The sequence below is a fragment of the Thauera sp. WB-2 genome, assembly GCF_027594845.1.
GTDB classification, from domain to species: Bacteria; Pseudomonadota; Gammaproteobacteria; order Burkholderiales; family Rhodocyclaceae; genus Thauera; species Thauera mechernichensis.
In genome coordinates, this window is sequence record NZ_CP088935.1 from 1937303 (window position 1) to 1959833 (window position 22531).

A 22531-nucleotide genomic window follows, 5' to 3' on the forward strand; every position below is an offset into this window, starting at 1 on the left:
ACGCAAACCAGATCCGCTCGAGGAGAATCGTCATGTCGCTCAGCCGCCGCGCCTTCCTGAAATCCACCGCCGCCATCGCCATTGCCACGGGTGGCCTCAAGCTTTTCGGCGTCAACGAGGTGTTCGGTTCGGACACCATACTGATTCCGCACGCCTCGCACTACGGCCCCTTCAAGGCGGTGGTCAAGAACGGCGTGCTGATCGGCGTGCAGCCGCTGAAGGATTTCGACCCCATGCCCACGCAGATGCTGCTCGAGGGCGTACTCAGTCGCACCTACCACCCGACCCGCGTGCAGTACCCGATGGTGCGTCGCTCCTACCTCGCCAATCCACGCGGTGACACCAAGCCCCACCTGCGCGGCAAGGAGCCGTTCGTGCGCGTGTCCTGGGAAGATGCGCTGGCCCTGGTGGCCGACGCCAGCCTGCGCACGATCGAAGAGCACGGCAACGATGCGCTCTTCAGTTCCTCCTATGGCGGCTGGTCGCACGCCGGCGTGCTGCGCCCGCAAGTGCTGCAAGGTCGCCTGTTCGGTCTCATCGGCGGCCACAGCGTGACCACCGGCGACTACTCGGGCGGCGCTTCGCAGATCAGCCTGCCTCACATCATCGGCGACATGGAGGTGTATTCGCCGCAGACCTCGTGGGAGGTGATCCGCGACCACACCGAGGTGTTCGTGCTGGTCGGCTGCGACCCGTGGAAGAACAACCGCATCGAATACACGGTGGCCGACCACCAGATGTATTCGCGCTGGGAGGCGATCCGCGATGCCGGCGTGAAGTTCGTGTCGATCAACCCGCAGCGCACCACCACCGATGAGGCCATGCGCGCGGAGTGGGTGAAGATCATCCCCAACACCGATACCGCGTTGTTCCTGGCGATGTGCTGGCATGTGTATACGACCGGCAAGTACGACAAGGCCTACCTGGACAAATACACCGTCGGCTTCGAGAAATTCCTGCCCTACCTGCTGGGCAAGGACGCCGACGGAACCCCGCCCAAGACCCCGGAATGGGCCGAGAAGATCACCGGCATCCCGGCGGCCAAGATCGTCGAGATGGCCGATCTGTTCGCCAGCAAGCGTACCGAGTTTGCCGGTGCCTGGTCGCTGCAGCGCGCCCACCACGGCGAGATGAGCCACTGGGCGATCATCGCCTTCGCCGCCATGACCGGCAAGATCGGCAAGCCAGGCGAAGGCGTCGGCTTCTCCTGGCACTACGGCGGTGGCGGCATGCCGGTGTCGGGCAAGCGCGGTGCAGTCGGCATTCCGCAGGGGCGCAACCCGGCCAAGGGGCGCTGCCCGGCCTCGCGCATCTCGGAAATGCTGCTCAACCCGGGCAAGGCCTATACCCGCGACGGCCAGCACTTCGAATACCCCGATGTGCACATGATCTACAACGCCGGCAACAACTTCGTCCATCACCAGCAGAACACCAACGAGCTGATCGAGGCGATGGCGAAGAAGGTGCACACCGTGGTCAATCAGGACCCGTGGTGGTGCGCGTCCTCGCGTTATGCCGACATCGTGCTGCCGGCCACCAGCCACCTCGAGCGCGACGACATCAGCACGGGCGGCACCTACAGCAACGACAAGATCTGGGCGATGCGTCAGGTGATCCAGCCCTACGGCGAGAGCCTGGACGACTTCGAGATCTTCCGCCGCCTGGCCGAGCTCTTCGGTGTCGAGTACGGCTTCACCGAAGGCCTGACCGTGATGGACATTGTCAAGAACAGCTATGCCAACACCGACGCCACGATCCCGTTCGAGGCGTTCTGGGAAGCCGGTGTTGCCGAGATGGAGGTGCCCGAGTCCGCACGCGGCTGGGTGCGCCATGGTGACTTCTACACCGATCCGCAGAAGAGCCCGCTGCACACCGCATCGGGCAAGATTGAACTCTACTGCGAGAGCTTTGCCCGCTTCGGTACCGAGGAATGTCCGCCGATCCCGAAGTATCTCGAGCCCGCGGAGTTTCTCGGCAACGCCAAGCCCGGCCAGGTGCACGTGGTCAGCCCGCACCCCTACATGCGCGTGCATTCGCAGATGGCCAACGCCGAGTGTGCCAAGCATCTAAACATCGACGGCCGGGAGTTCGCTCTGGTCAGCGAGGAGGATGCCCGTGAGCGCGGCATCAAGGACGGCGACCTGATCGAGGTCTACAACGACCGCGGCGCGCTGATCGTCGGCGCCCGCGTGTCGCCCAACATCATGAAGGGTGTCATCAGCATCTACGAAGGGGCCTGGCTGTCGAAAGACAGCAAGGGCCGTTGCAACAGCGGGGCGATCAACGTGCTCACCACCAGCGTGGCAGCGAGCGATCTCAGCCAGGCGACCAGCGCCAACACCTGCCTGGCGTCCTTCCGCAAATGCACCGACGTCGAGGGGCCGAACCGTGCGTACGAGCCACCCCTGGTCGAAAACGCCTCCGGTCGCATCGATGCCGCAGCTTTCAGCCTCACCGAGCGTGCAGCCAAGGCCAAGGCCTCGGCCACCGCAGGCATGACGCCGGGCGAGAAGCTGTTCTACGAGCGTTGCACACTGTGCCATGTGCCGCGCGAGCCGGGCGACTTCACGGTCAAGCAGTGGCAGGGCATCACCGAGAGCATGTTCCCGCGCGCCGGCCTGACCGAGGACGAACGCAAGCTGGTGCTGGACTTCCTGCACAAGAACGCACGCGCTGATTGAGCGCGTGAGCCTGATGGCACGCCCGGGTGAGCAGCCAGGGCGTGCATCTGCGAGACGCCGGTAGTGGCCTATGGCCGGGCCGGCGTCGTCGTACGAGGCTTCTCCGGCTCGACGGGGATAACCTCGTAGATGGGGACGAAACCGGCTGGCGGCAGCATCCAGTCGAGCGGATACTGAGCCAGATTATCCGCATCCAGGCGTTCAACCCTGGGGCCCAGGTAGGGTTCGACAGCCCGGCCTTCGAGCAGGTGCAGGGCCTGGCGCACGGCCAGGCGACCCTGCAGCACCGGGAAATCGCTTACCGATACACGGATGCGACCGCGTGCGAGGCCGCTGTGCACGCCCGGCGTGATGTAGGAGGCGATGATGCCGACGCTGTCCTCGCGGCCACGTCGGCGCAGTTCGGCAATTGCCGCCTCGGCCATTGGCGCGTTGCCCACCAGATAGTCGAGCCGGGGGTGAGCGTCGAGCACCGCCTCGATCAGCTGACGCTGAATGGAGCGCCCCGTGTCGCCGCCGCTAACGACCACGATGCGCACCGCGCTGCCGTCGAGGGCGGCGCGAAAGCCACGGTCGACGAAGTTGACCCAACTCGCTTCGAGCGGCCCGGGGAGCCAGGCCACGGTCGCCTCCGCACTGCCCGCCGGGTGGCGTTCGGCCAACCAACGGCCGATCTGCCAGCCGAGCTGGTACCAGGGCACGCCCACCCGGCTGCGCACCACGCTGGCATCGATGTCATTCACCAACCCCAGTACGGGGTGCTGCGCCGCATAAGGGCGGAGCAGGTCGTTGAGGCCGGCAAAGCTCACCGTGCCGACCAGCAGCGCATCGGTGCGCGTGTCGGCGATGCAGTCCGAAACGCCCGCGCGCTGGCTTTCGAGATTCTCGTAGCCCTTGCCCATCAACACTCGCAAGCCCAGCCCGAGCGCGCGTGCTTCATCGACCATGCCGTAATTCACCGCCAGCCAATAGCTGTCCTTCAGATGCGGGTACACCGCACACAAGGTCCACGGCCGTGATGCGGGGATGCGCGGCAGCTGTGGCGGCGCGCGGGTGGATTCTGGGGCGCCAATATCCAGGCGGGCTGGGCCATCACCCTCCCAGCGCTCGAGCGCCCATTCCATGCCGTTTGACGCCGATGCGGCCGGCACCGGGGCGAGGGACAGCAGCGCGGCGAGGATCGGTGCGCATAGTGCGCACATGGACATGCTGCCCGTGCTCCGGTGCCGGTAAGATGAAACCATGTCTTTACTGCTCGTCGCATGAATGTAAGGCGGTTGGTCGTGCTCCAGCGCCCGGACGCGCGAGCGTGTGATGGCCACCTTCTGCCGTCCTTCCCCACCGCCCGCGCTTGCCCTGACTATGGACGCCTCATCTTACGTCAAAGCCCCGCCCCGACGCCGCTTCGGCCTGCGTGAGCGCCTGCTGCTCGGGCTGCTGCTGGCTGCGCTAGGCACCGTGATGGTTGCCGTGGTGGGCTGGGTCAGTTTCCAGCGCGTGGTGGCAAGCCAGCAGGCCATCGTACGCGATACCTTGCCGGCGGCTGACGCACTGCATGAGACGGTGCGCGGCAACGCCCGCTTGGCAGCGCTGGCGCCGCGCCTGGGGCGTGTCGAGTCGAGGGATGAGCTGGCGCAACTGCAGGCAGCGCTGGAGAAGGATCTTGCCCTAGTGCGTGAGCGCCTGGACAGCCTGTCGGCCGCCCACGTCGAGGCCGAGTTGCGCAGCCGCCTGATGGCCACCGCCAGCCGTCTTGCCGAACGCCTGCGCACAATGGCCGATACGGTCGGTGCACGCCTGCTGCTGCGTGAGGCCAGCGTGGCAGAGGGTCAGCGCCTGCGCGTCCAGGTCGATGCACTCGACGCGCTGGCCCGCACGCAGTCCGACAACGCTACGGCCTTGCTCGTGTCCACGCTGACTGTGCTGCTGCAGGACGGGGAGGCGTCCTCTGCTGCGATTGAGGCTGTGCGGCCGGGTGCTCGTGACCGCCTGCTTGATCTGGACCTCGATGCACTCGAGCGCATGCACGAGCTCGTGCTCGCTGCCCATGCGCTCGGGGGCTTGCTTGACCGGCTCGATGAGGTGGACGGCGAAGACCGCCTGCGGGCCGCACGCCAGGCCTTCGACGCCGAACGGGTGTTGCTCGGGCGGCGCCTGCGTGATATCGCCGACCCAGCGGGCAGGGCCGAGGGTGAGATGCTGCATGCAGGCCTGGGGGCTGCGTTGGCGCCGGCGGGTGCTTTCGCCCTGCGCGGGCAGGAGATCGCGCTGCGCAGCAGCGCCGAGGGTCTGCAGGCCGAGATCGGTCAGCTCACCACCGAGCTCGACGCCCTCGCCGGCGAGCTGATTCACCGTGGCGGCCGTCTGCTCGCCGCCGCTGGTCTTGCCGCCGAGCGCAGCGCCACCTCCGGCCTGGTGGCGTTCGGTGCCATTGGCGGCGCGCTGCTGCTGGTCACGGCGCTCGTCATCATCCATGTCCTGCGTCGCCACACGCTCGGCCGCCTGCTGGCTTTGGAGGAGGCGACCCTGGCGCTGGCCGCGGGCCGGCGCGACGTCGTCATCGACACCGCCGGCGATGACGAAATCGCTTCGCTGTCGCGTGCCCTGGTGCACTTTCGCAACGATGCCCTCGAGCGCGATCGCCTCGCCGAGGCCTTGCGCGAGCAGCAGCAGGCGCTGGAGCGGCAGGTCGCGGAGCGCACTGCCGAGCTGCGCAGCAGCAATGCCGCACTGGCAATCGAGACGGCGGAGCACGCCAGTGCCCGCACTGCGGCGGAGCGTGCCGACCGCGCCAAGACAGCCTTCCTCGGCACGGTCAGCCATGAGCTGCGGACCCCGATGGCGGGCATTCTCGGCCTGCTCGAACTGCTCGAGGATAGTCCGTTGCAGCCCGAGCAGCACCAGTATGCGGTGCAGATGCGCGCCGCCGCGGTGCTGTTGCTCGAGCTGCTCGAGGATATGCTCGATTTCGCTCGCATCGAGGCCGGCGGCGTGCATGTGGAGCGTAGCGTCTTCAGCCTTCGCGACACCGTCAACGATGTGTTCGCGGTACAGGGCACGCGCGCAGCGGCACGCGGGCTCGCATTGGTGGCGGACATCGCACCCGCCGTGCCGGACCTGTTGCACGGCGACCGCCGCAAGCTCAGCCAGATCCTGCTCAACCTGGTTGGCAATGCGATCAAGTTCAGCGACGAGGGCGCCGTAACGGTGCACATCACCCGTGGCGCTCGTCCGGACACCTTGTTCTTTGCGGTGCAGGACCATGGCATCGGCATCGATCCCGAGCGCCAGCGCGAGGTGTTCGAACCCTTCGTGCAGGTGCGCGACAGTGGTCGCCACCATGCCGGCACCGGGCTTGGACTGGCGGTGTGCAAGCGTCTGGTCGAGGCGATGGGCGGGCAGATCGGCCTGCAAAGCAGACTGGGCGAGGGGACGACCGTTCACTTCGAGCTGTACTTCGAGCGCCAGGTTGGAGTGGATGAGGTGCAAGCGCAGGGGGAGCAGGGCGAGCGTGCAGGGGAAGACAGAGTGCAAGCCGCCAACGCATCCAGCCCGTACGCCCTGCCGACGCGTCAGCGCGTGCTGGTGGTGGAGGACGACGCGGTCAACCGGATGGTGATCGAGCGTTTTCTCGAGGCGCTGGGGCAAGAGGTGCTGAGCGCGCCCGATATCCACCACGCGCTGGAGATCGCGGCGAGCCAGCCGCTTGCGCTTGCGCTCATCGACATGAACCTGCCCGATGGCGATGGGCGCGAACTGCTCGCCCGTTTGCGCAGCTCGCCGGCCACGCGTGACCTGCCGGCGGTGCTGATGTCTGCCCATGTACCCGCCCAAGAGGTGCAAGCCCTGCTGCGGGCGGGCTTCGCCGCCTTTCTGCCGAAGCCCTTCTCGCGGGCGCAGTTGCGTAGTCTGCTGAGCGGACTGCTCCATGGTGCGGCACCGGTTGCTCCTGTACGGGCGGTGATGGCAGACAGGGAGGTGCAGTCCGCCCTGGACCCGACTGCGGCGGTATCGGCTTGGGTGGATCTGGCGTTCCTGCGCAGCGAGCAGGCGGCCCTGGGTACTGCGGTGGTTGCCGACATCGCCGCAGTGTTCGAGCGCCAGGGCGACACCCTGCTGGCTGAACTCGAGCAAGCGGCAGCGCAGGGCGACGCCATGGGATGCGCGCGCCACGCGCACAAGTTGCGCGGCGCGGCGCAAAGCATGGGGCTGGTTCGCCTTGGCGAACTGGCAGCAGACTTCGAGTTGGAGTGCAAGGCTGGTGGCGAACCGCTTGGCCTGGGTGTCGCCAGCCTGGCGGACGCTTACCAATGCTCGTTGCGGGCGCTGCACCAGGTGTTGGGCAGTGGTGGCTGAAGGGCGGCAGGCGGCCACGAGCGCTGGCCTGAAGGCCGGGAATGGCTTCTCAATGGCGCACTGATGACCTTGTGCATCGAGGGTACGACCCAGATAAGCCTGAGCGCACCCAGGATGCGTAGCGACCGCAGCGCCCGCGGTTGCTCAGGAAGCCGGTTTTGACTTGTGCGCGGCGTGCCACAAGCTGGCGAATACCGAGCAGGCGAGGATGGTGGCGACCACCGATAGCGATACCAGCACCGGGATCTTGATCCACTCGACGATCAGCATCTTGGTGCCAATGAAGACCAGGATCGCGGCCAGGCCGTACTTGAGCAGCTCGAAGCGGTCACCGAGGTCGGCGAGCAGGAAGTACATCGCGCGCAGCCCAAGGATGGCGAACAGGTTCGAAGTCAGCACGATGAAGGGGTCGGTAGTGATCGCGAAGATCGCGGGGATGCTGTCGACGGCGAAGATCACATCGGAGATCTCGACCAGCACCAGCGCGAGGAAGAGCGGTGTCATCATGCGCACGCCGTCGCGCACTACGAAGAAGCGTTCCCCCTCGAGCTTTTCGGTAACCGGATAGTGGTTGCGGATCCAGCGGATGAAGGGGTTCTTGTCCAGGTCGGGGTCATGTTCGGCGAACCACACCATCTTGATGCCGGTGGCGATCAGGAAGACACCGAAGATGTACAGGATCCAGTGGAACTCGCTGATCAGCCAGCTGCCGGCGAAGATCATGATCGTGCGCAGCACGATCGCGCCGACGATGCCATACAGCAGCACACGGCGCTGCAGTTCGAGCGGCACCGCAAAAAAGCTGAAGATCATCATCCACACGAAGACGTTGTCGACCGCGAGCGACTTCTCCACCAGGTAACCGGTAACGAAGGCGGTCGTCTGCTCGTTGGCGATGGCGCGGCCGAATGCGCCGTCCAGGTACCACCACAAGCCGCCTGCGAAGAGCATCGCCATGGTGACCCAGGCCAGCGACCAGCCGGCCGCCTCCTTGAGCGATACTCGATGCTGCTTGCCGCCGCCGAAGGCGACCAGATCCACCAGCAGCATCGTCACCACGATGGTGGCGAACGCCACCCACATCCACCACGTACCGATCGAGTCCACCGCGCACTCCGCAAAAAACGAAAAAGGGCCTGTTCCCGAAGGACACAGACCCTTGCGTGCTGTCGCAGCACGGACCTTGCCCTTGGGCAAGGTCTCGCTTGCAACGGATTCGATCGTTGCCCCCGGCACCGGGAGACGGTCTGGAGACCGGTCTGCCGTGATGACGATGCCGGGGCGAAAAAGCTACTCCCCTTGATGGAATGCGAGTGTATGCCGCGCCGCGGCGAAGTCAAGAGGTGGGTTGTGAGCGCTCAGGCAGAGGGCGCTGACGTGACGTCTACCGCCAGCCGGTAGCCCTCGCCGCGTACGGTGGCAATCAGCGAGGGGGCACCGTCATCGCCCGTTCCGCCATCGAGCTTGCCGCGCAGGCGGCGGACCAGGACATCCACGGTGCGATCCTGCGGATCCCAGTCGCGACCGCTAACGGCGCGCGACAGGCGATCGCGGCTCAGTACCTCCTGGGGGTGGCGTGCGAGCAGCGCCAGTACCTCGAACTCACCCCGGGTGAGCGCGACTTCGTTCGCGTTGATATCGATGAGGCGGCGCTTTGCGAGATCCAGGGTCCAGCCGCCGAAGCACAGCGGGCGCGTGCTGGCCTCGGCTGTAGCTGCGTGTTCACCACTGCGCCGCAGCAGGCTCTTCACCCGCGCCAGCAGTTCGCGCGGGTTGAAGGGCTTGGTCACGTAGTCGTCGGCACCCACCTCGAGGCCGACGATCTTGTCTATGTCGTCATTGCGCGCGGTGACCAGAATGATGCCGATGCCGGCGTCGCGTGCACGCAGCGCTCGGGCAAGCGACAGGCCGTCCTGCCCAGGCAGGTTGATGTCGAGCAGCACCAGGTCGACTGCGTCGCGCGCGAGTGCAGCCCAGAAGCCTTCACCGTCATCGGCAGCGAGCACGCGATAGCCTTCCTGGCTGAAATAGGCCTTGAGCCTTGCCTGCGCGACGAGGTCGTCATCGACCACCAGGAGCGTGGGGACGCGGGCCTCACGCATGTTGGGCGGGGTCTGTCGTGCGCGCGCCACGGCGGTAGCGGTCGATCAAGGCCGTCGTGCTGGCGTCATGGGCGTTGATATCGGTGCTGCGATCCATGTCCTCGAGCACTCGCCCGGCGAGCTGCTTGCCCAGTTCGACGCCCCACTGATCGAAAGGATTGACTCCCCACACCACGCCTTGCACGAAGGTGCGATGTTCGTAGAGCGCGATCAGGGCGCCGAGGGTGCGAGGGTCGAGGCGATCGAGCAGCAGGGTGTTGCTCGGGCGGTTGCCGGCGAACACCCGATGCGGCAGCAGTGCGTCAATGCGTTCCTGCGGCAGGCCGGCGGCGTGCATTTCTGCGGCGGCCTCGGCTGCGCGCTTGCCACGCATCAGGGCTTCGGCCTGCGCCACCATGTTGGCGAAAGCGATGCGGTGTTGTGCGTGCAGATGGGCGGGGTGCTCGAGCACGCCGATGAAATCCACCGGCACCGGGCGCGTGCCCTGGTGCAGCATCTGGAAGTAGGCATGCTGGCCGTTGATGCCGGTCTCACCCCAGATCACCGGGCTGGTGTGGCAGCCGACCGCGTGTCCGTCCGATCGCACCGACTTGCCGTTGGATTCCATGTCGAGCTGCTGCAGGTAGGCGGGCAGCCGGTGCAGGCCCTGGTGGTAGGGGGCGATGAGCTGGGTGGGCGCGTCGAGGAAGTCGACATTCCAGATCCCGAGCAAGGCCAGGATGACGGGCAGGTTGTGCTCGAAGGGCGTGTCGCGGAAGTGCACGTCCATTGCGTGCGCACCCGCAAGCAACTCGTCGAAGCGCTCGGCTCCGATCTGCAGCGCGAGCGGCAGGCCAATCGCACTCCACATCGAATAGCGCCCGCCCACCCAGTCCCAGAAGCCGAACATGTTGGCAGTGTCGATGCCGAAGCGTGCAACGGCCTCGGTGTTGGTCGACACGGCGACGAAGTGGCGGGCGATGGCCGCTTCGCTGCCCGCATGGCCGAGCAGCCAGCGCCGTGCGACATTGGCGTTGGTGAGGGTTTCCTGGGTGGTGAAGGTCTTGGAGGCGACGATGAACAGCGTCGTGCCTGGATCGAGCGTGCCCAGCAGGCGGTCGAGTGCGATGCCGTCGACGTTGGAAATGAAGTGCAGCCTCAGCTCGCGGTGGGCGAAGTCGCGCAGGGCCTCGCAGGCCATCTGCGGACCGAGGTCGGAGCCGCCGATGCCGATGTTGACCACGTCGGTGATGCGACGGCCATCATGGCCGCGCCATTCGCCCTTGCGCACCGCCGTGCTGAAGCGGCGGACACGTTCGCGCACCGCGGTCACGTCCGCCACCACGTCGTCGCCGTCGACCATCAGCGTGCTGCCTGCCGGCATGCGCAGCGCCACGTGCAGCACCGCGCGCCCCTCGGTGCGGTTGATGCGTTCGCCGCCGAACATGGCTGCGCGCTGCTCGGCGACGCCGGCCTCGCGTGCGAGCTGGAAAAGCAGGGCCAGGGTGGGCGCATCGACACGGTTCTTGGCATAGTCGAGGAAGATGCCGCAGGCCTCGGTGTGCATGCGCTCGGCGCGCCCGGGGTCGGCAGCGAACTCATCGGCGATGTGGCGCCCGGCCGCGGCCTCGCAGCAGGCCAGAAGGGCCTGCCAGGCCGGCAGCTGCGTGGTACTGGGGCGGGGCGCGGGTTGGTTCATTGCGGGCACTCGATCGGCCGTGACTGGGTGGGCGGCCATTCTATCGTCTATCCCGTACGCTTGAAATCGTCGCGTCCGCAACACTGGCCAGGGGGCTTCAGCCCCCTTGCGGGTCCGCCATTCAGACTTCCTGCAGCTTGTCCTGGGTGCGGGTGTCGAAGTCGCTTGCGTCGTGGCGCTCGTGCAGCTGATGCTCCAGCGGGCCGGTGACGCGGTTGACCATGCGCCCGCGCCGCACCGCCGGGCGACGCGCGATCTCATCGGCCCAGCGCACGACATGGGTGTAGTCCTCGACCTGCAGGAACTCGCCCGCGTCGTAGAGCAGCCCCTTCGCCATCGCACCGTACCAGGGCCAGATCGCGATGTCGGCGATGGTGTAGTCGTCCCCGGCCACGAAGCGGCTTTCGGCCAGGCGGCGATCGAGCACGTCGAGCTGGCGCTTGACCTCCATCGAGAAGCGGTCGATGGCGTACTCGATCCGGGTTGGCGCATAGGCGTAGAAATGGCCGAAGCCACCACCGAGGTAGGGCGCGCTGCCGACCTGCCAGAACAGCCACGACAGGCACTCTGCGCGCTGTGCCGGCGCGGTGGGCAGGAAGGCGCCGAACTTCTCGGCCAGGTACATCAGGATGGCGCCGGACTCGAACACGCGGGTCGGCTGCGGGCTGCTGCAGTCGAGCAGGGCGGGGATCTTCGAGTTCGGATTCACGCCGACGAAGCCGCTGCCGAACTGGTCGCCCTCGTTGATGCGGATCAGCCAGGCGTCGTACTCCGCCCCGGCATGGCCGAGCGCGAGGAGTTCCTCGAGCATCACCGTCACCTTCACGCCATTGGGCGTGGCCAGCGAGTACAGCTGCAGCGGGTGCCGGCCGCGCGGCAGCTCGCGCTCATGCGTGGCGCCGGCGATCGGACGGTTGATGCTGGCGAAGTGTCCGCCATTGGGCTTGTTCCAGGTCCACACCCTGGGCGGGGTGTAAGTGTCGGCGTCGGTGTTGCTGAGGCCCTGACTTGGGGCTTGTGACTGCGAGTTGCTCATGATCGATCGTTCCCGGGGCTCTCCGGCCAAGCCGTTCGCGGCATGATAGGCCATCTGGTGCGCGCCATGTCGGCCGCTAATTCTCCCGCTCAAGTGCGCCGCAGCGCTGCACTGAGCTGATCGATGACCTCGGCCCAGTCGGCGTCTTCTGCCAACTCGTCGCGCAGAAAGGCCGCCTGTGATTGCGTCCAGCATGGCGCGTCCGCCAACTTCACGAAGTCGGGCAGTGGGCTGTGAGCCCGGATGAAATCGGCGATCTCAGCGTCACTGTTTGGCAAGCCAAGTTGAGCGAATAGGTCCCTGAAGGCGTGGATACCGGTTTCCATGGTGAACTCCTTTTCGTTGAATCCTGTTGCAAGGATGACGATGAGCCGAAAGGCTGCGACAGCCGCGTTTTCCGCCATCAATGGTTGCGCTCGCCCGGCAGTCCTGCACAGCCGGGCATGCTCGGAAGCAGCCTTCGACCTTGCTGCGTGCGGGCACTCTGCCGGTGTGCACTACAGTACCGTCGATGACCACTTCCGGTGTCGACATCACGCCATAGTTCATGATTCTCTGTATGTCCTCAACCCTCTCGAGCGCGACCTGCTTGCCCTTGGCTCAGTCGTCGAAAGGCCCCCGGCCTCCAGGGCGGGCGAAGCCGCTGACGATCCAGGCCGTCGCGCTCGTGGTGTTGAGGCGAAAGTCCGGCGCCACGCGTACCTGGGCGACTTCATCGCCGGCTTCGTCGTACGCGCTCAGGGTTGCAAAGGGCTCGTACTCGTCCGGCGTGATGTCGAGGCGAACGTCCCATTGGGCGTCAAGTGCGAACACCGTGAGCGACTTGTGCAGCATTGCGTGGGCCTGCTGGGCATGGCGCTGCAGCACTTCGGTCGCGGTCTTGACCAGGGTGTTGAAGGCCGCCTGGTCGAGCGGCTTGGGGTTCTTCTTGTCACGCCCCATGGTCCATGGGCCGACCAGCGCCGGCTCGGCCTCGCCGTCCTTGAGCATCTCCACTGCCCAGCCGTCGTCGTCCTCGTTCTTGATCACGCGGGCGGTCCAGCCGTCGAGCTGCCACAGGCGGTCGCTGCGGATGGCGTCCGGGGTGTCGTCGGGAGCGGGGGCGATGGAGGGCAGGGGCTCGTTATCGGTCATGGCGGGTGTGGCCTCGTGGGGAATCAGTTGCAGGGGCAGCAGCGCAGCCTGGGGCGCATCGTCGGGCGCGGAGCGTGTCCGGACCGCTCGCCGAGGTAGTGCCTGACGCGCGGGCTGCGACTCGGTTGGGGCGGTCGGGACCGCGAACAGGGTCATCTGGTCGTGAGTCATCATCAGTCTTCCTGGGTGACTGATATTTTATACAGTTTAAGGAGTGGGGAACACCTCAGGTGTCCGTGCCGGATGCTGCGTCGTCGAGCGTCGCCGGGATGTCGCGCCGGTGCTTGCCGTCCGGCCCGTTCAGTTGGCGGCGAGTCGCTTCATGACTGCGTGCCAGCCATCGGTCGCTTCGCCGCCGCAATCGGCAAAGGCGCGGCCGAGCAGGTCGGTCTGGATCTCGGTGAGCTGGGCTTCGAGCGCCTGGCCTTGTGCGCTGAGCGACAACTGACGCACGCGGCGGTCTTCGGCGGCAGGCTCGGCACGGATCAGGTCGCGTTCGACGAGCTCGCGCAGCGGGGCGTTGAGGGCCTGCTTGCTGACACCCAGGGCGTCGATCAGGGCGCCGACGGAGATCCCGGGATTGCGGCCGATGAAGTAGAGCACGCGGTGATGAACGCGCCCAAGGCCACGCGCTTCCAGCAACTGGTCGGCGCCCGCAGTGAAGGCGCGGTAGGCGAAGTAGAAGCGCTCGATCGCGCGACGCGGGTCCTTGTCGTCGAATGCGTCGGTTGTTGATTGGTCAAGCATATTGACATGATAGGCGGAGGTGCCTATCTTGGCAAAAGGTCAACAACATTGACGCTTAGCCATGAACAGCCGACAGCAGCCCAAGCTTTCCGAGCGCGTGGATCGCCTCCAACCCTCCGCGATCCGCGAGATACTCGCCGTCATCGATCGTCCCGGCATGATCTCGTTCGCGGGCGGCCTGCCGTCGGCAGACAGCTTTCCCGATCTGTCGGGCATGCCATTGCCGCGGGAGGTGCTGCAGTACGGTCCAAGCGAAGGCGAGCCGGCGCTGCGCGAGCAGATCGCGGCCGAGGTCGCCGCCATCGGCCTGCGCTGCACGGCCGACCAGGTGCTCGTGCTGTCGGGATCGCAGCAGGGCATCGATCTGGTGGCAAAGCTCTTCATCGATCCGGGTACGACGGTGGCGGTGGAAGAGCCGACCTACCTCGCAGCGCTGCAAGTGTTCCGCTTCTTCGGAGCCCGTTTTGCGCCACTGCGCCCGCGGCAGGCGCTCGCTGGCCTCGACGCCGATGTGCCGCCCGCGCTGGCCTATGCGATCCCGAGTTTCCAGAATCCCACCGGCCATTGCTACGACGCCGCCGAGCGCGCTGTGCTCGCCCGCGCCTGCGACACCCTGGGCGTGCCGCTGTTCGAGGACGATCCGTATCGCGACCTGGCTTACGACGCCTGCGAGCGCACGCCGGTGTGCGCTCATCTCGAGCGCGCACCGTGGATCTACCAGGGCTCCTTCTCCAAGACGCTGGCGCCCGGCCTGCGCCTGGGCTATCTGGTGGCCGCGCCCGCGCTGGTGCCGCTGCTGGTGCGTCTGAAGCAGGCGGCCGACCTGCACAGCAACCGCGTCAGCCAGCATGTCGTGCTGGCGCAACTGCGCTCGCCCGACCGCGCAGAGCGCATGCAGCGGGTGGTGGACGCCTATCGGCGCAAGCGCGACTTCTTCGCCGCCGCGCTGCAGCGCCATTTCGGCGAGCTCGCGCGTTGGCAGACGCCGCCTGGGGGGCTGTTCTTCTGGATTGACCTGCTGGCGCCGATCGACACCCGTGCCTTGTTGCCCGCAGCGATCGAGCGCGGCGTGGCATTCATGCCGGGCGAGCTGTTCCATGCCGGCGAGCCAGCCGCGAACGGCAGCATGCGGCTCAACTTCAGCCATGCGGACGAGGCGGGCATCGAGCGCGGGCTGGCCGTGCTGGCCGAGCTTGTCCGGCGCGCGATCGAGCACCCGGAAGCCGGCAGGGTGGCGGCGCGTTGAGCACCAGCTCGTGCGCGGGTCTGCTGCAACTGCGCACGGAGCTGTCGTCTTCGCGATCGCGGTATTCTTGCGGAGACAAAAGACAGGAGCAATCTATGACCGAGGTCAGCGCGCAGGCCCTGAGCCCGCCCTGGGACGACGCCTCGATCACCGCGATCCGGCGCGACATGCTGCGCTTCGCACGCCTGCAACTGCGCGACAGCGGCGCGGCCGAGGACATGGTGCAGGAGGCGCTGATGGCGGCGATGACCGGCGCCAAGCGCTTCGCCGGGCGGTCGGCCTTCAAGACCTGGATGTTCGCGATCCTGCGCAACAAGATCGTCGATCACATCCGCGCGTCGGCGCGCGAGATCAGCCGAAGCGACCTCGCTGCGCGCGCAGAGGTCGATGCCGGCCTGGAGGACTTCGACGCGCTGTTCGAGCAGCGCGGTCACTGGAACCCCGATGACCGGCCATCGACCTGGTCGGACCCGGAGGCCTCTTTCGAACAGGAGGCGTTCTGGACGGTTTTCGACGTCTGCATGAACAACCTGCCCGAGCACATCGCTCGCGTCTACACGATGCGTGAACTTCTGGAACTCGAGACCACGGAGATCTGTGCGGAGCTCGGCATCACCAGCAACAACTGCTTCGTGATCCTGCACCGCGCGCGGCTTGGCCTGAGGGAGTGTCTGGAGAATCGCTGGTTCCAGGGAGAGCGTAGATGAAGATGATGAGTTGCAAGGACGCGACCCGGCTCATGTCCGAACGCTACGAGCGCACGCTCGACCTGCGCGAGCGCCTGGCGCTGAAGATGCACACCGCGATGTGCAAGGGTTGCTCGAACTATGGCCGCCACCTGGACGTGCTGCGCAAGGCCACGGCCCGCTTGCGCGAGGGCAACACGGGCGGTGAGCCTTAAGTGGGCTGCCCGCGCTGGGACGCGGGCTGATACTGGCGCATGAAACGCCGATCGATCCAGTCCTTCCATCGCCACGCCAGACGCCCGCTTGCCGCCACCGGCCCCCAGGAGACGATCGCCTCGCGTGGGCCGGTGGCGAGCAGGTAGAGGCTGCGGCGTTGCGGCTGATAGGCCTCGAGGGGACGCCCCGCGAGGGCTCGCTGCAGATTCCCGCTCAACACCGGGCCCGCACGCACCGCATAGACGCCCGACTTGGCATGCGGAGCATCGATGCGTGAGGCGGCGTCGCCCGCGGCGAACACATTCGCATGCGATACGCTCTGCTGCCCTTGACCCACTGCGATGAAGCCATCCGGCGCGAGCGCCAGCCCCGATTGGGCGAGCCAGCCGGGTGGGCCCACGCCGGTTGCCGCGATCACCCACGCTGCGGCAAGCGGCGTCCCGGCTTCGGTCTCCAGTGCGGATGTGCCGGCCCGCACCCGCTGCTCGACGAGTTCGACGCCCTGGCGTGCCAGCGCTGCGCGCGCGCGCTTGACGACCCCGGGCGCGTGCCCCGGCAACAAGCCTCCCCCGCATGCAAGTGTCACCCGCTGCACTGCGGCGCCGGTCTCGCGACGTAGTCGGTAGGCGACTGCCAACGCGAGTTCGACGCCCGCCGCGCCGCCACCGATTACGGCCACCCGCGCCTGCGCGTCGTCAAGCAGCCTTGCCAGCGCCCGCTCCCATCGCGTCACGAAGGACTCGAGCGGGCGTACCGGCAGCAGCCCAGGGTGGTCCGACAGGCCTTCATCCATGGCGAGGCCGGCACCGGTGTCCAGCGACAGCACGTCAAAGTCGATGCGGCCGCCTTTTGCCAGCGTGACATGGCCCCGCTTCGCATCGACTGCGCACACGGCATCCTGGACGACGCGCACACCCGCGGCAGCCGCCAGCGGCAGGACGGGGGCGACGCAGTCCTCGAGGCGGTAGTGCCCGGCGATCCAGCCCGGCACCATGCCGGAATAGATCTGGCGCGGGTAGGGCGTGACGAGGACGACCTCCACGCCCGGCCAGCGCGCCGCGCCGAGCGTGCGCAGCACGTGCAGGTGGGCGTGCCCGGCGCCGGCGAGGACGAGGCGCTTCATGCCTGCTCCGGCGTGGCGACCAGCGCGCGTAGCGCCGGCATGCCTGCGGTCAGACGCTCGAAGTCGGCCGGGCGGTCGACATCCCACAGGGGCGCGGTTTCGTGCCAGTCGAGACCGAGGGTTTGCAGGCGCAGGCGCGTCTGCGCCATGACGCGATCCGTGCTCCAGTCGATGGCCTCGAACAGGCGCGGATCTGCACGACGCAGCGCGACCAGCACATAGCCGCCATCCTCCGCGGGGACAAGCACCGCGTCGTGGCGGCCGAGGGCGTCGGCCACCTGCCGGATCAAGCCGGGCGTCAGCGCCGGGCAGTCGGTGCCGATGATCAGCGTGCCCGCCGGCGTGCGCGCTGCGGCAACTGCGGCATGCATGCGTGCGCCAAGATCGCCCTGTGGCTGGGGCAGCAGGCGGACATCGCCGAAGGCCCGGCAGCGCTGGAAGTCGGGGTGGGTTTCGTCGGGCGCACACCACAGGCTGACCGGCCCGATGTCGGCGTTCACCGCGGTGGCCACCGTGCGCTGCAGCAGCCAGCCTTGCAGCGCCGCCGCGCCGGCCGCGCCGAGGTGCGGAATCAAGCGGGTCTTGCACAGGCCGGGCAGCGGCGCCTTGGCCAGGATTGCCAGCTCGATGCGGGTCGAGGCGTCGTCGTTCATCGCGGGGTGTATCCGTAGGCGCGCGCAAGCGCATCCGGCGAGGCGCCGAGCCAGAAGCGCAGCCGCAGCCACCACATGGTCAGCACCGTGCGCACCAGCCCATGACGCGCCCAGCGCCGGCCGGACGTCTCCACCCGCTGGCGCAGGCAGGCCGGGCGTGAGCGCGCACGCAACCGCTGCGAGAGCACGATGTCCTCCATCAGCGCGATCTCGGGAAAGCCACCCGCCGCCGCGAAGGCCTCGCGTGTGCAGAACATGGCCTGGTCTCCGGTCGCGATGCCGGTGATGCGCGAGCGCAGGTTCATTGCCCAGGCGACCACCGCAATCCCCGCGGGCCCGTCCACGATGCGAACGTCGAAGCGCCCCCACGCGGCACCGCTGGCGCGTGCCTGGCGCACGGCCGACATCGCGTCGGGGGGCAGGGTGGTGTCGGCATGAAGAAAGAGCAGCACCCCGCCGCGCGCGCAGGCTGCACCGGCGTTCATCTGCCGCCCGCGTCCACGGCCTGTGCTCAAAAGCCGATCTGCCAGGGGAGCGGCCAGTTCGACGGTGCCGTCCCGGCTGCCACCGTCGACCACGATGAGTTCGACCCCCTGCCTGCGCAGCGCCTGCAGCGACTGCAGGCGCGCGACGATGCCGGCGGCCTCATCGAGCACCGGCATCACGATCAACACGTGGTTCTCAGCGCCATCGTGCACGGACCTTGGCGTCCGTTCCGGCGCCTGCATCGGATCACTCAACTTTCAGCCTCCATCCACGGCCCCAGGCTGCGGGGTGTCACAGTCGCCTGCATCGGCGACGAAGCGGAACTGCGCAAAGCCGGCACGCGCCACGCTCGCGGTGTTGTCCGTATCGGAAGCCAGCGCCAGGCCGCTGAGCTTCGCCGGCAGGTCGCCGAACGCGCGCCGGAAGTCCTCGGCGACATTGCGCCGCTCCAGCACCCAGCGCCCGGCATCCTCCGCGCCCGATCGCAGCACGAGCATGCGTGTGCGATCGGTGTAGGCATTGTCGCGCAGCGTGCCGATCGGGTGGCGGTTGTCCCACACGTAATTGAGCGCGGCGTCGGGTACCTGGTTGCCGTAGATCGAGCGCGCAAGGGCCAGCTTGGTGCGGGTGCCGAAGCCGAGCGCCTCGGGTGCCACGTCGAAGCTCAGATACACGCGCGCCGCGTAATCGTCACCCGCCTTGCGCGTCATGTCGGCGTTTGCCACTGGGGCATCGACCCGCCACAGCCAGCACAGGTGCGGCGTTGCCGCGAGGTCCACCTCGAGCGGGCGGCCGAGCAGCGCCATGCTACGCTCGGCCAGCGCCTCGACGGCAGGCACGCCGTCCCACTCGCGCAGCGTGTAGCGAGTGGGCGGGATGCGCTCGTCGAGCTGCTGGATGCGCCAGGGCTCGGGCAGCGGTCCTGCGCCGTCAAAGCGTCCTACCCAGACGGTGGCGGACAGCGTGCCAGGGGCGACCAGCATGAGCAGCAGGCCTGCGGCCCATGAGACGTGACGGTGCCGATTCATTCGATGGCCTCGAGTTGGGTCTTCATGCCTCGGGTGTTCAAGAGCGGGGTGTTGATGCGCCTGTGTTCGGAGTTGCACCGCATCCGGGTGTCGACACCTATCCGCGGCGCCAGGTGTGGAAGCGCTCCACCCACTGCAGCAGGCGCTCGGGGGCGTGAGCCCGCTTCCAGGTGCCGGCCACGTACTTGTTGGCTTCGGCCAGGGTCGGATAGATGTGGATGGTGCCGAGGATGCGGTTGAGCCCGATGCCCTGCTTCATTGCCAGCACATACTCGGCGATGAGGTCGCCCGCGTGCTCGCCGACGATGGTCACGCCCAGGATGCGGTCCTTGCCGGGCACCGTCAGCACCTTGATGAAACCGTGTGCCTCGCTGTCGGCGATGGCACGATCGAGGTCATCGATGCCGAAGGTGCTGAGTTCGTAGGCGATGCCCTGTTCGCGTGCTTCCTGCTCGTTGAGTCCGACGTGGGCAACCTCGGGCTCGATGAAGGTGGCCCAGGGGATGACGCGGTAGTCCGCCCTGAAGGTCTTGATCGGGTCGAACAGCGCGTTGACCGCGGCGTACCAGGCCTGATGCGCGGCGGTGTGGGTGAACTGGTAAGGCCCGGCCACGTCGCCCGCGGCGTAGATGCTCGGGTAGTTGGTCTGCAGCAGCGCGTTCGTCTCGATCGTGCGGCCACAGCGCACCCCGAGTTCCTCCAGCCCGTAGCCTTTCAGGTTGGCGCTGCGCCCGAGCGCGATCAGCACGGTGTCGAAGGGGATGCGCACCTCCTTGCCCGCATGCTCGGCGATCAGGATCTTCTGTTCGCCGTCCGTGATGAAGGCCTTGGCCTGGTGCTCGAGGCGCAGGTCGATGCCCTCGGCGCGAAAGCGCTGCATCACCAGTTCTGAGACGTCGGCGTCCTCGCGCGGCAGCAGGCGCGGCCCGCGTTCGACCTGGATGACCTGGGCGCCGAAGCGGACGAAGGCCTGCGCCAGCTCCGAGCCGATCGGCCCGCCGCCCAGCACCAGCAGTCGACGTGGCAACTTGCGCAGCGACCAGACCGTGTCGGAGGTGAGGTAGTCCATGTCCTCGATACCGGGCAGTTCGGGCACCGTCGGGCGGGCGCCTGTGGCGATGACGATGGCGCGTGTGGTAAGGCGTCGGCGCTCGCCGTCGGCGGTATCGATCTCGACTTCCCACGGCGACACGATGCGCGCAGCGCCCTGCACCACGTCGACCCCCAGCCCGGTGTAGCGCTCGGCCGAGTCGTGCGGCTCGACCTGGGCAATGATGCGCTGCACGCGTTCCATCACCTCGGCGAAGTCGAAGCGTGCATCGGCGGCGGCGATGCCGAACTCGGGCGCGCGCGCGACGTACGACAGGAACTTCGCCGAGCGGATCAGCGCCTTCGACGGCACGCAGCCGGTGTTGAGGCAGTCGCCGCCAAGCTTGTGGCGCTCGACCAGCGTGACCTTGGCCCTGACCGCCGCGGCGATGTAGGACGTGACCAGGCCCGCGCTGCCACCGCCGATCACCACCAGGTTGCGGTCGAAGCGCGTCGGCCGCGGCCAGCGCGCATTGACCCGGTTGCGGCGGATGCGCTCCACCACGCGCCGCGCAATCAGCGGGAACACGCCCAGGATGGCGAACGAGCCGATCAGGCCGGGCGACAGGATGCCGCCCAGGCTGTCGATGCGTGCGAGCTGGGTGCCGGCATTCACATACACCACGGTGCCCGCGAACATGCCGAGCTGGCTGACCCAGAAGAAGGTCCAGGTGCGCATCGCCGTCAGGCCCAGCAGCAGGTTGACCAGAAAGAACGGAAACACCGGCACCAGGCGCAGCGTGAACAGGTAGAACGCACCTTCACGCTTGATGCCCTCGTCGATGGCCGCCAGGCGCTGGCCGAAGCGCTGCCCGACCCAGTCGCGCAGCAGGAAGCGCGCGATCACGAAGGCGGCAGTGGCGCCCAGGGTGGACGCGAAGGAGACGATCACCGTCCCCCACAGCAGCCCGAACACGGCGCCGCCGGCCAGCGTCAGCAAGGCCGCCCCGGGCACCGACAAGGCGGTGACGACCACGTAGATGACGAAATACACGGCGATGCTCAGCACCGGATTGTGGTCGCGATAGTCCGCAATGGCGGCCTGCTGCGCCTTGAGCGTGTGCAGGTTGAGGTACTGGCCAAGATCGAACAGGAAGAAGCTGCCGATCGCGGCGGCGAGGATCACGAGGACGGCGAGTTTGCGAGGATTCATCTGGATGTCTGCCAATGCGCTCAATGCTCGAGCGCGCCGCCACAACTGCTGCCCTGGCCGGCGGTACAGCCATAGCAATGCTCGCCAACCCGGATTGTGCCGTCCTCCATGTCATTGCCCAGAAGATCGGACAGATGCGTGGCCTGTGACCGGGCCCCGAGCGGCAGCCCCAGCATCTGATTGAAGTCACAGTCATGAACCTGCCCCTGCCAACTCACTGATACCAGCGCCCGACACATCACCCCGACCAGGTTTTCTGGCCGGTGGGCACCCTTGAGCAGGGCCATGTAGCCGTCGAACTGCCCGCGTGAGATCAGCTGGCTGCCGAAGCGCTGGATCGGCATGTTGGCGAGCGCGAACAACTGGTTGAACACGATGCCGTAGCGTGCCGCCAGCTCGCGCTTGTACGCCTGCTCCAGCCCGTGCTGCTCGGGCGGGAGGCTGGGGCCGAGCGGGTTGTAGACCAGGTTCAGCACGAGCCCGGAGCCGGGCTGGCCGTAGCCGAGCGCGTTGAGCGTGCGCAATCCGTCGATGCTCTGCCGGAACACCCCTTCGCCGCGCTGGGCGTCTACGTTGTCCTCGAGGTAGCACGGCAGCGAGGCGACGACATCGACGCGCTGCGCGGCGAGGAAATCGGCCAGCCATTCGTAGCCCGGCTCGCTCAGGATGGTGAGGTTGCAGCGGTCGATGACATTCAGCCCCATCGCCCGTGCTTCGGCCACGAGCCGGCGGAAGTTGGGGTTCATCTCCGGCGCGCCGCCGGTGAGGTCCAGGGTGCGCACCCGGTGACGGCGCGCCACCTCGAGCAGCAGCGCCATCGTGTCCCAGCTCATTTCTTCCGTGCGGCGCGGGCTGGCGGCCACGTGGCAGTGCAGGCAGGCCTGGTTGCAGCGGTAGCCGAGGTTGGCCTGCAGTACCTCGAGACGGCCGCGCGTGAGCGCGGGGAAGTCGGTCTTGACCAGCAGGGGGAAGGTGTCGCGCATTGGAGTGCTCCGGGTCGGTTTTTACCTTGGTCGGAGGCGCGCGCGAATCCTTACAGGAAATTTCACGAAACGACCGAAGCAAGGGCCGACGGCCGGAGCGGGCCGCGGCTCATGATCCGCTGCGACCCTGTCCG

General features: G+C 67.3%; 20 protein-coding genes. 5 read left to right on the top strand and 15 right to left on the bottom strand.

What is annotated here, in order from left to right; genetic code table 11:
• Positions 1-32 precede the first annotated feature (32 nt).
• Positions 33-2681, top strand: a complete 2649-nt coding sequence (locus tag LQF09_RS08840; protein WP_002928168.1) for a molybdopterin-dependent oxidoreductase — start codon at positions 33-35, stop codon at positions 2679-2681.
• Between the two features lie 68 nt (positions 2682-2749).
• On the opposite strand, the gene torT is transcribed toward LQF09_RS08840, so the two are convergent.
• Positions 2750-3889 carry a TMAO reductase system periplasmic protein TorT gene (gene torT / locus LQF09_RS08845; protein ID WP_270069717.1) on the bottom strand — a complete coding sequence of 380 codons (1140 nt, stop codon included), beginning with the start codon at positions 3887-3889 and terminating at the stop codon, positions 2750-2752.
• Positions 3890-4043: 154 nt separating this feature from the next.
• Between torT and LQF09_RS08850 the strand changes: the two genes are divergently transcribed.
• Positions 4044-7037, top strand: a complete 2994-nt coding sequence (locus tag LQF09_RS08850; RefSeq protein WP_270069718.1) for an ATP-binding protein — start codon at positions 4044-4046, stop codon at positions 7035-7037.
• A 144-nt stretch (positions 7038-7181) separates the two neighbouring features.
• Here the strand turns inward: LQF09_RS08850 and LQF09_RS08855 are convergent, their stop codons facing one another.
• From LQF09_RS08855 to LQF09_RS08890, 8 genes are all read right to left on the bottom strand, one after another.
• Positions 7182-8144, bottom strand: coding sequence for a TerC family protein (locus LQF09_RS08855; protein WP_002928176.1), 963 nt, complete (start codon positions 8142-8144; stop codon positions 7182-7184).
• A 251-nt stretch (positions 8145-8395) separates the two neighbouring features.
• A complete protein-coding gene (locus LQF09_RS08860) occupies positions 8396-9139 on the bottom strand; it encodes a response regulator (RefSeq protein WP_270069719.1) in 744 nt (247 codons plus the stop codon).
• A complete protein-coding gene (pgi, locus tag LQF09_RS08865; RefSeq protein ID WP_270069720.1) occupies positions 9132-10817 on the bottom strand; it encodes a glucose-6-phosphate isomerase in 1686 nt (561 codons plus the stop codon). Before pgi ends, LQF09_RS08860 begins: the two co-directional genes overlap by 8 nt.
• A 121-nt stretch (positions 10818-10938) precedes the next feature.
• On the bottom strand, positions 10939-11853 hold the full coding sequence (gene yghU, locus LQF09_RS08870; RefSeq protein WP_270069721.1) for a glutathione-dependent disulfide-bond oxidoreductase: 915 nt from the start codon (positions 11851-11853) through the stop codon (positions 10939-10941).
• Between the two features lie 89 nt (positions 11854-11942).
• Positions 11943-12221, bottom strand: coding sequence for a DUF2789 domain-containing protein (locus LQF09_RS08875; protein ID WP_332306956.1), 279 nt, complete (start codon positions 12219-12221; stop codon positions 11943-11945).
• Positions 12118-12402: a thioredoxin family protein gene (locus tag LQF09_RS08880; protein WP_333482878.1), complete on the bottom strand. Its 285-nt coding sequence runs from the start codon at positions 12400-12402 to the stop codon at positions 12118-12120. Before LQF09_RS08880 ends, LQF09_RS08875 begins: the two co-directional genes overlap by 104 nt.
• Positions 12403-12453: 51 nt before the next feature.
• Positions 12454-13158, bottom strand: a complete 705-nt coding sequence (locus LQF09_RS08885; protein ID WP_002928189.1) for a hypothetical protein — start codon at positions 13156-13158, stop codon at positions 12454-12456.
• Between the two features lie 129 nt (positions 13159-13287).
• A complete protein-coding gene (locus LQF09_RS08890; RefSeq protein WP_002928192.1) occupies positions 13288-13734 on the bottom strand; it encodes a MarR family winged helix-turn-helix transcriptional regulator in 447 nt (148 codons plus the stop codon).
• Between the two features lie 61 nt (positions 13735-13795).
• Here LQF09_RS08890 and LQF09_RS08895 point away from each other — a divergent pair, with 61 nt between their 5' ends.
• The 3 genes from LQF09_RS08895 (at position 13796) to LQF09_RS08905 (ending at position 15881) form a co-directional block, all read left to right on the top strand.
• Positions 13796-14980, top strand: a complete 1185-nt coding sequence (locus LQF09_RS08895; protein ID WP_270069722.1) for an aminotransferase-like domain-containing protein — start codon at positions 13796-13798, stop codon at positions 14978-14980.
• 95 nt (positions 14981-15075) lie between these two features.
• The gene (locus tag LQF09_RS08900) at positions 15076-15687 is read left to right on the top strand and encodes a sigma-70 family RNA polymerase sigma factor (RefSeq protein ID WP_270069723.1); all 612 of its coding nucleotides are present in this window, start codon (positions 15076-15078) and stop codon (positions 15685-15687) included.
• Positions 15684-15881: a zf-HC2 domain-containing protein gene (locus LQF09_RS08905; protein WP_270069724.1), complete on the top strand. Its 198-nt coding sequence runs from the start codon at positions 15684-15686 to the stop codon at positions 15879-15881. Before LQF09_RS08900 ends, LQF09_RS08905 begins: the two co-directional genes overlap by 4 nt.
• Here the strand turns inward: LQF09_RS08905 and LQF09_RS08910 are convergent.
• The 6 genes from LQF09_RS08910 to arsS all read right to left on the bottom strand — a co-directional run bounded on the left by LQF09_RS08910 (position 15878) and on the right by arsS (position 22397).
• Positions 15878-17005: an FAD-dependent oxidoreductase gene (locus LQF09_RS08910; RefSeq protein WP_270069725.1), complete on the bottom strand. Its 1128-nt coding sequence runs from the start codon at positions 17003-17005 to the stop codon at positions 15878-15880. The genes LQF09_RS08905 and LQF09_RS08910 overlap by 4 nt on opposite strands.
• A complete protein-coding gene (locus tag LQF09_RS08915; protein ID WP_270069726.1) occupies positions 17002-17658 on the bottom strand; it encodes a TIGR04282 family arsenosugar biosynthesis glycosyltransferase in 657 nt (218 codons plus the stop codon). Before LQF09_RS08915 ends, LQF09_RS08910 begins: the two co-directional genes overlap by 4 nt.
• Entirely contained in the window at positions 17655-18356 is a 702-nt protein-coding gene (locus LQF09_RS08920) for a TIGR04283 family arsenosugar biosynthesis glycosyltransferase (RefSeq protein WP_270069727.1), read from the bottom strand. Before LQF09_RS08920 ends, LQF09_RS08915 begins: the two co-directional genes overlap by 4 nt.
• A gap of 45 nt (positions 18357-18401) precedes the next feature.
• Positions 18402-19172, bottom strand: a complete 771-nt coding sequence (locus LQF09_RS08925) for a DUF3047 domain-containing protein (protein ID WP_270069728.1) — start codon at positions 19170-19172, stop codon at positions 18402-18404.
• Positions 19173-19269: 97 nt separating this feature from the next.
• The gene (locus LQF09_RS08930; RefSeq protein WP_270069729.1) at positions 19270-21414 is read right to left on the bottom strand and encodes an FAD-dependent oxidoreductase; all 2145 of its coding nucleotides are present in this window, start codon (positions 21412-21414) and stop codon (positions 19270-19272) included.
• Positions 21415-21434: 20 nt separating this feature from the next.
• Positions 21435-22397, bottom strand: coding sequence for an arsenosugar biosynthesis radical SAM (seleno)protein ArsS (arsS, locus tag LQF09_RS08935; RefSeq protein ID WP_270069730.1), 963 nt, complete (start codon positions 22395-22397; stop codon positions 21435-21437).
• Positions 22398-22531: the final 134 nt, after the last annotated feature.